7 protein-coding genes are annotated in these 8,124 nt (G+C 67.2%); 1 reads left to right on the forward strand and 6 read right to left on the reverse strand.

Annotated elements, in window-relative coordinates:
- The 6 genes from AC08OP_RS15385 to AC08OP_RS15410 all read right to left on the reverse strand — a co-directional run.
- Positions 1-456: CRISPR-associated protein Cas4 (locus AC08OP_RS15385; protein ID WP_476614829.1), on the reverse strand; the 456-nt coding region annotated here is incomplete at its 3' end.
- Complete coding sequence (gene cas7c / locus AC08OP_RS15390) at positions 453-1,343, reverse strand: type I-C CRISPR-associated protein Cas7/Csd2 (protein WP_476614830.1); 891 nt, start codon at positions 1,341-1,343, stop codon at positions 453-455. The genes cas7c and AC08OP_RS15385, both read right to left, overlap by 4 nt.
- A gap of 115 nt (positions 1,344-1,458) precedes the next feature.
- Positions 1,459-3,390, reverse strand: a complete 1,932-nt coding sequence (locus tag AC08OP_RS15395; protein ID WP_476614831.1) for a type I-C CRISPR-associated protein Cas8c/Csd1 — start codon at positions 3,388-3,390, stop codon at positions 1,459-1,461.
- Positions 3,390-4,055 carry a type I-C CRISPR-associated protein Cas5c gene (cas5c, locus tag AC08OP_RS15400; RefSeq protein WP_476614832.1) on the reverse strand — a complete coding sequence of 222 codons (666 nt, stop codon included), beginning with the start codon at positions 4,053-4,055 and terminating at the stop codon, positions 3,390-3,392. Before cas5c ends, AC08OP_RS15395 begins: the two co-directional genes overlap by 1 nt.
- A 557-nt stretch (positions 4,056-4,612) precedes the next feature.
- Positions 4,613-6,985, reverse strand: a complete 2,373-nt coding sequence (gene cas3 / locus AC08OP_RS15405; RefSeq protein ID WP_476614833.1) for a CRISPR-associated helicase Cas3' — start codon at positions 6,983-6,985, stop codon at positions 4,613-4,615.
- Between the two features lie 238 nt (positions 6,986-7,223).
- Complete coding sequence (locus AC08OP_RS15410; RefSeq protein ID WP_476614834.1) at positions 7,224-7,460, reverse strand: hypothetical protein; 237 nt, start codon at positions 7,458-7,460, stop codon at positions 7,224-7,226.
- A 162-nt stretch (positions 7,461-7,622) separates the two neighbouring features.
- Between AC08OP_RS15410 and AC08OP_RS15415 the strand changes: the two genes are divergently transcribed.
- Complete coding sequence (locus tag AC08OP_RS15415; RefSeq protein WP_476614835.1) at positions 7,623-7,805, forward strand: helix-turn-helix transcriptional regulator; 183 nt, start codon at positions 7,623-7,625, stop codon at positions 7,803-7,805.
- Positions 7,806-8,124: the final 319 nt, after the last annotated feature.

The following is an 8,124-nucleotide window of genomic DNA, read 5'->3' on the forward strand; positions in this document are numbered from 1 at the left end:
GACGCGGGGGCGCCGACGGTCGGTGTGGGAAAACACTTCGGCATAGGGGACGTCGAGCGTGAGCATGTCTCGCAGACACAACGCCTGGGCGCCGGCCTGGAGATCGGCCGGCCCGCCGGGGACGTAGGGGCCAACCTTGTGCTCGATCGGGATTGCGCTGGTCGAGCTGATCTCGACGACGTCGCATACCCCGTACAGGCCCAGCCGGTCGCTCCAGACCTGCCGGCCGGTGACCTGCCGGATCCGGTTTCCCTGGGGGGTGGGGACGGCGGGGGACGGTTCGTGGACGTGAGCGTGGGCGACGTTGCCGCGCATCGTCTCGATGTTGTCGGCGAAGACGTTGTCGAGGTGGATCAGTGCGGCCTGGCGGGGGCAGTAGGCGTGGTGTTCCAAGGCGGAGATGGGAAGCCGTCCGGCGTGGGCGTCCCCGCCGGGCCACCAGTCGGAGGGGTTCATCCCAGCACGCGGGTGAGGGCCACGTCGTCGGGCAGGTCGGCGTCATCGACGTCGATCTTGTAGTCGCCGAAGCTGCGCGGTTCACCCGCGGAGATCTTCCGGGCGGTGATGCGGGCGGAGAGGGTGTGGGCCGGTGCGACGCCGAAGGCGTTGTGGTGGCTGAACACGTATAGGCCACGGGTGGCCATCTCGCCGCGGGTCGCGGACCGGTCGTGGTCGAACATGTTGACCAGGGTGCACAGGAACAGGTCGAGGTCGGCGGCGCTGACACCGGTCTGGCGGCCTCGGGGCGCCGAGTAGTGGATCTCTGCCCGGTACAGGCCGTAGGGGACGGTCCACTTGCCGCCCATCTCGGTGCGTTCGCCCTTGTCGATGTCGGCCTGGGTGGTCTGGGTGACCCGGGTGATCGCATGGTCGACGGGCAGGACCGGGTCGAGGGACCGGGCCATGCCGACCTGGATCGGTCCGCGGATCTGCCCCAGCGACTGGGTCTTGCCGGTGGACAGGACCGCGCCGAACAGGCGGATGTCGACGTACCGGTTGGCGAGCCATTCCCGGGCCTTCGCGGCTTTCGCATCGTCGATCTTCTTGCCGAGTTCGAGTCCCTTGACGAGGTAGGACTCTTCCAGTCGGGTGTTCAGCGCGTGGCCGGCTTCGACGAAGATCTGGTAGCGGGTCAGGTCGAGGCCTTCGGCTTCGGCGGCCAGGCCGATGGTGTCGCGGACCTTCCTCTTGATCGCGACGTCGGTGACCAGGCCATGGCCGGTTTCGTCGTCGGTGCGGGGCCGGTTTCCGTTGTCCGGGTCACCGTTGGGGTTGCCGTCGGTGACGTCGAACAGCAGCACCATGTCGTGCTTGACGTTCGGGTCTAGGACGAAGGTCGGCATGGAAGGTCTCCTTGAAGACGCTGGGGGAGTCTCGGGTGAGGTGGGCCGAGCCGGTGGTGGTCTCGAGCCGCTGGGGTGCAGGCCGGTCAGCGCGGCGCGGTGTTTTCGCCGTTCGTCACGTGTCCTGGTTGTCGTCCCTCGGAGGCGTTTCGGGTGCCTCGGTGTGCATGTCCTCCGGATCGATGTCCGCCTGGGCTGTCGTGGCGGCGAGTGCCTTGGCGGCGTTGGCCTCCCGTCCGCGGCGCATCGAGTCGGAGCGGTGGTGGTGGTATCCGAGGACGAACCGTGCCTGTTCGTCGAGCTGTGCGCGTCCCGGCAGGCCAGGGCCCGCGTCGAACATGGCGAATAGGTCGGAGAGCTGCCGGCCGAGGGCGATGGCGGTGTCGGGGCGGCTGCGTCCGATCTTTTTCAGCCAGGGCTGGGCGAGTTTCTGCCCCTGGATGAGGGCGATCTTCGGGTTGGTGATGGCACCGGCCAGGTGGCGGTCGGCGAAGGTGGCGTTGAGCCGGTCTTCTTTGCCGCGGCCGATGCGGGCGGCGTAGTACTGGATCGTTTCGAGCTGCGCGAAGATCCGCCCGGCGAGGTAGGCGGGGTCATGATTGTGGGGGTCGAGCCCTGGTCCGGGCATGGTGGACTGATTCCTCTCTTCCGCGTCTTCCACGCGGTGGGGTCGTCGGCGGACCAGCGCGAGCCGGAGCAACGCGACGCGGGCGTCGTCGATATGGCCGTCGGTCCGGATACGGGTCAGCAGGTGGGAGAACAGCGCGGGCGGCAGCGGCAGTCCTTTGAGCGCGGACTGGAGAAGGTGGCGGCGTACGTTCTCGGGGCGCTGGGCGTTGCCCGCGCCGAACCGGGCGTACTCGCCTGCCTGGCTGTCCCCGCCACGGTTCGCAATCCACCGGCCGGTGGCCAGGTCGAGGCGAGTCAAGGGGAGATAGCCCGCCCGCGAAGTGTCCACGCCGAACGTCTGATGATCAGCGAACCAGGTGCCAATGTTCTTCTCGAGTTGCGTGAGTGGCATGTCGATCCAGTCCCGGATCATCACCCGGGACACGTTGCCGCTGACCGTGACGGAGCAGAACCGGTCGAGATGGCGGATTTTGGCGGGCCCGGTACCGGAGTGGATGCGTGCCACCAGCTTTGTGACTTGCTGCGGGTCGGGTTTCACCAGGGTGTTCGTCAGGTCGAAGTCGCGGCCGAGGGTCCACCAGGTCATCCGACTGTCGCCGCCGGTCATCGCATGATCGGGATCGTCCAGCAGGTACTGCAGGTTCGCGACCGACCGTTGCGCGCAGCCCAGGCAGACCGGCACCGTGGTGAGGTTCTCGCTGAAGTCGTAGGTATGGATGCGCTTGTTCGCCGAGACCAGCGCCGCGGATGCCTGACTGCAACCGGGGACGAGACGGCGCGGTATCTGCTGGGGGAACCGGTCGACCAGGATTCCGACCCGTCCGCACACCAGGCACGTCCCGCTCCGTCCCCCGCCGTCGGTCTTCCCTCCGGCTTTGCGGCGCTGCACCTCCAACTCCCAGCAGGCCCGAAGCGATGGCTCCTCGGTCACCCAGTGGCCGTGCGCGCCGACGAGGAGAATCACCCCCTGTTTCGAGGTCCAGGCAGCTGGCGGGGTCAACGCCGCATACTGCCGGGTGGCGAAGAAGGCAGCGCAGGCCTGGGCGATCGGATCGTCGGGAGCGGCCAGCGACCATCCCCGGATCAAGTCGCCGAACGCCGCGTGGCAGTCCGCGACCCGGTCCGATTTGGATGCGTCGTCGGCCCAACCGAGAACGTACTGGATGTCGTCCGCGCCCAGAAGCGGAGAGATGCCGGCGGCCCGTGCGATGTAGGGAACCGGGCCGATCTCACCGTGCTTCATCTGACGGTCCGCCGGATTACTCAGGTCCACCAGGTCAGGTGAGCCGAGCGTGCCGTCCGAGGTGATACGCAGCCCCCACCGCATGGGCCGCATCTGGAAGAACGGCGGAAGCGCGGCGTCCTCGAAGCCCGGGATGACAGGCCGCTCGAACGCGGCGAGACGTTGCAGCAACATTACGCCACCACCGGGATATCGGCCCGCACGCCATGCTCGGGGATGGTCAACACTCCGGACTCCAGCCGGGCCTGGAACCAGTCGAATCGGGTCGGCTCGCCGTGATGGATGCGGTGCAGCATCAACCCCAGATCTTCCGAGTGGTCGATCGGCGGGGTCTCGTCGGGCGGTCCGAAGTAAGCCGGGAATTCCCGGGTACCCATGCTCGGCTGGTGGAAGCACGCCCCGCGGCTCACCCGCCGACGGAACTGGTCCCGGTAGGCGGCGGTCGTCTTCGTGGCATGCGGCCGCAGCTCCACCTGGGCGTGGAGGCGGTAGGCCACGTCTTTCAGACACACCGCGTTGCGCTGGTCCCGGTTCGCGGCCGTGTCAATCCTCCGATGCCCCGCGGCCGCGTCCATCAGCGACGGCAGGTCATGGGTCTCGTTGCGCCGCAGGGTGAACTTCCTGATCGGCTTCAGGACCTCGATCGCGACCGGCACCCACCGGAACTCCGGTTTCCAGAAGATCGACTCGAGGATCCCCACCGCCGCGGTCGGCGTCATCACGGGATAACTGACCCGCTCGACCCGCAACTCCGGCCGAGTGAACAAACCTCCCTCAGCCCACACCTGAACAACCACCGGCGGATCCCCCGAGGGCGACCGGGAAAACGATGATCCCATCCGCTGCACTCCTCACCTGAAGTAAAAGCCATCAGAAAAAGGCGAAAGATGCACATGATTAAGTGCCGGCTGCTTTCGGTCGCCGATCGCAGCGTCGTGCACACAATCGACGCATCGCGAACTACCCTCGCCGTCGGCGGTGAGGGTACGGCAAGGCGCCGCTACAGGAATTTGCTCGTCGACTTCGACTTCGAACTAGCCAGGGCTCATGCCAACTGCCATCCAATCGACGTGTCCGGCGGGAACGGTTGTGCCCTACGGTCCCGGGCAGGCAGCGGTCCCGGAATCATCTATATCCGAGACTCGCGCCCTGCCCGTGCCACGGGACTCAACCGTTAGAAGCCTCGCCGGCACGCTGGCCTACCGGCGCAGGACGGGTACGTGCGGACCGCCTCGCGCAGTATGGCACAGCCCCTCGGGAGCGGTCACAGGGACCCCCTACACGGTGCCCCTGCACATGGTACGCAACTAAACTTTGGTTGTGTACCAGTGGCACGAGCACGCCGCCAAACCATCAACCGCCTCGGTTACCTGCGATATCTCCTGGTCACGTGGTCTCATGCGACGAACTCCTCGCCGGTGGGGGTGAGGACAAGGCCAGCGTCGTCGTAGCCGCCGCGCCATTCGACGAGGTCGCCGAAGACGGGCTCGCACAGGGCGGCGACGTCAGGCCGGTTCCAGGTGTGCCGCTGGATCTGGACCAGGTAGGGCTGGATACGGCGGATCATCGAGGTGTCCGGCGTGGGACTGGTGCGCAGCTCGGCCAGCAGTTCGCCGACAAGCTCCTTGGCCGGGCCGTAGGGGACTGCGACCGGGATCGTGTCCTTGTCGATCATTCGGAAGGCCCGCGATCGGTCCCGCTCGTCGCTGTTACCCACGTCGCGCAGCGGTCCATCGGTCACCGCCTGGAAGTCGAGCCGGGACCTGCTCTGCTGCACGGCGGCACCCCGACTCGCGAGCCCGCTCACGACCGGCTGGCGGAAGTAGCTGGTGTAGTAGTCGCGCAATGCGTCGAGATCGTCCGGGTCGGCCAGACCCGGGCCGATCCGCTCTCGAGTGAGCCGGACCGGCAGCTTGTAGGCGGACGGGTTCCCGCTGTCGGACGAGTCGAACACGACGACGAGACCGCCCTCCCTGCCCAGGTTGCCCTCGCGGTTCGCGCGGCCGGCGGCCTGCTGCAGCGAGTTGGCGGGAGCCAACGCCCGGAACACGAGGGGGAAGTCGAGGTCCACCCCGGATTCGATCAACTGCGTGCTGACGAGCCGGACCGGCTTCCCGTTCGCCAGCCGCTCGCGCACCTCCCTGAGAACCTGCCGGCGGTGCGCCGGACACATCGCCGTCGACAGATGCAACACCGACACCTCCGCCGGCACCTGTGCCGCGAGAAGCTCCCGCATCCGACGGGCATCGATGATCGTGTTCACCACGGTCAGCGACTGGTCCCGCCCCTCGGGCCCCGGGAGAGCAACGCGATCAGCCACCTGCTCCAGCGTCGGTTTCGGATCGGTCCACCACTCGTAGCGCACCCGCCGCAACGCGTCGTACAGCCGCTTCGGCTCGGCGATCATCTCAACTGGGCGGATGTTCTTCAGGGGACCAAGCGACCACAGATCTGGCTGGGTCGCCGACGCCAGGAGAACGGTCGTCCCGAACTGGACGGTCAGCAGCCGCAGCGCGTCCACAATCGGTACCAGCAGGGCCGGCGGCAGCGCCTGCACCTCATCCAGCACGATCACCGCGTTCGCCAGCCGATGCACCTTCCGCATCGCCGCCGGCTTGCGACCGAACAAGGACTCGAACAGCTGCACCGTCGTCGTCACCACGAACGGCGCGTCCCAGTTTTCCGCGGCCAGCCGGACCCACCGCCGCCCGGGACTGTTCTCGTCCACCGTAACCTGGGAATGCTGCTCCAGCACGACCGGTTCACCGCCGTCCGACCCCTCCGGATCCAACAGGCTGCGGTACACCGCCGCGTTCTGCTCGGTGATGGTGATGAACGGCACCGCCACGATCACCCGCGACTTGCCGTGCTCCAACGCATGCCGCACCCCGAACGCGGCCATCGCCATCGTCTTGCCCGCCCCCGTCGGCGCCGGCAACCGAAAGAACCCACCCGGCACCGACGCCGCCGCGACGGAGGCCTCGAACACCTCCTCCCGCCATCGATCAACATCCGAAGCAGGCCGGCCCGCCAACAACCGTTTACGCCGGTCGACGAAGCGGTCCCACAACATCGCCATATCCGCCGGCGCCGCGACCCGAGGTCGCCCACCGGTACGGTGCGCCGCCGTGTCCAGCCCATCGGCGTCGACCAGCGCGGAGAACAGGAAGCGCACCAGCATGTCGCGCTCGACCTGCTCGTGACATCCGCCAGGCAGCGGCACTCCCGAAGCGTCGAACAGGTCCGGGAGCAAGGGCCGCAAGGCCGTCTCCGCCTCGTCCCGGGCGCGAAGCTCCTCCGCCGTCGCGTCATCGACCTCGTCCGCGACGAACGAAGGACTGGCCAGACCACCGTGATGTCCATGCAACGCCAACCCGAGCAGATCTGCCCCATGACGACGAGCCAGCACCACCCCGAGCGACTTGTGCTCGAAGCCGACCCGGCCTCCCGTCGCCTCCACCCGCAGAAGATGTTCCTGCCAAGCGCAAGACGCTTTTCCCACGTCATGCCCCAAGCCCAGGAAGCGACCCGCGGGCCCGGCTCCGAACACCGACGCGAACCGTTCCGTCAGCGCGCCTGTGCCCTCCAGATGATCGATCAGCCGATGCCGAACACCGTCCGAGTTCGCGCTATGCGCCCACACTCCGAACCCCCGTCCCTGCACTCCGCCTTCAACAACTCTCCGTAGTTGATCGGCGTCGTGGTCTCGTGGGGGACATCTAAGCCGACAGGTCCGACAAAAATCCGTACAGGGGGACGACCGGGGCACCGTCAGCCGAGAAACGAGGGCTCATCGCCAGTGCCCCTGCAACGCCGTCGAGGGCGTCACGCCCTGCCTCACGATGTGCGGAACTACCCCGAATCCAGGGCCGTCCGAAGAAGGAATCCGAATAAGAAATCGGTGCAAACCAGGTAGAAACGGTGCCAGGAGGATGATGATCGATCATGCTGTAAGGCATCCTGCCTGTACCGGCTGAGACAGCGCTGCGGCTCGCCTCCGGCGAAGGTCACAACGAGGGTGTCTCGCGGAAGACCAAGGTGACGTCGACGTCGCCGAAGTGCTCGGCGAAGACGGCGCTGGCCGGCATGGACGCGAGGGCGGCGGCTACCTGTTCGACTGTCGCCTCGGGCGAGACGGACAGCCCGATGTCGACCGCCGGCGGGTGCACGATGCGGGTCACCGTGACGAACTCCGACGCGTGCTGTGGACTGGGGGGTGGCTCGGATGGTCGAACGGTGGTCATACTGCGGCCTCCTTGCGGATCCGTCGCGGGTGTCCCGCCTCGATCGTCGGCACGGGGCGGAGTCGCCTCTCGGCGCAACGGGTTGTAGCGCTGCAATCAAAGTATGCGCCCTGAGGTTGTAGCGCTGCAACTAGCTAGTGTTGATCCGTGGCGGATGAGACCATGACGAGCAGTGACATCGCGTCGTTGCTTGGGATCTCCCAGACCGCCGTCAACAAGATGATCTTGAAGGCGTCCGACTTCCCGACGCCCGTTATCGCGCGACCGAACTTCCGGGCCTGGCGGCGCCCTGAGGTCGAGGCATGGTTACGGCAGCACCGCCCCGGTGCGCTCGACGGCCAGTAGAACTCCGCCAGGAAGGGCCTCGCCGCCGTAGCCGACGCCTGCGACGCTCGGCAATGCCGATATCCCAGTCGCTGAACTCACCCAGGGTCAGGTTCCTTTCCCTCGACGCCACCCCGGAGAATTCTCTACCAGGGCACGGCGTGCCCGGAGCCCCTCGCCCCTGGTTCGATGGGCGGCCTCATGGGTCCTGGGAGCTTGCGCGTAGCGCAAGCTCCATATGTGCCGTCGGAGGTGGGTGACGCCGGGTGCCGTTCTGTCCATCGTCCGGCGGGTTGTTTTCCCCGGGGGGAGTGGGGGTTCGGGGGCGCATTTGTGTGCC

Source organism: Frankia sp. CeRuru1, from assembly GCF_977966315.1.